This window comes from Photobacterium chitinilyticum (assembly GCF_004104355.1).
GTDB lineage: Bacteria > Pseudomonadota > Gammaproteobacteria > Enterobacterales > Vibrionaceae > Photobacterium > Photobacterium chitinilyticum.
The window spans coordinates 1-405 of sequence record NZ_RJLM01000227.1 but is presented as its reverse complement, the minus strand read 5'-3'; the positions used below and the strand labels follow the sequence as shown (position 1 = coordinate 405).

The following is a 405-nucleotide window of genomic DNA, read 5'->3' as shown; positions in this document are numbered from 1 at the left end:
AAGGGAAACGCCGCGAATGGCTGTCAATACTTTGTCACGAACGTCAAATTCCACGACAATATCGCGAGCAGTCAAAATTACATTTTTTTCTTTTGTCATTTCTACTCCTATCTATGTGTACGTGGATCACTAGCATCCGCTAAGTTTTGACCAACTACGAAAAGGGACAAGGATACCAAGACAAGGGTTGTCAATGGAATCCAGAACAAGTAAGCATTGGTTGTTACGTTTTGTGAATAATCCGAAATCAAACGACCCAAACTTGGCACTGTAATCGGTAATCCAAGACCGAAGAAAGACAAGAAGGCTTCGTATGAGATAAAGCTTGGAAGCATTTGAGTCATGGTTGTCACAATAACAGATACCAATTGAGGCATGATATTTTTGGCAACAATCTTCAAGGTT

1 protein-coding gene is annotated in these 405 nt (G+C 40.2%); it reads right to left on the bottom strand.

Annotation, left to right across the window (positions count from 1 at the left end):
- Nucleotides 1-107: 107 nt before the first annotated feature.
- A partial coding sequence (locus EDI28_RS26570) for an ABC transporter permease subunit (protein ID WP_128786729.1) occupies nt 108-405 on the bottom strand: 298 nt, incomplete at its 5' end.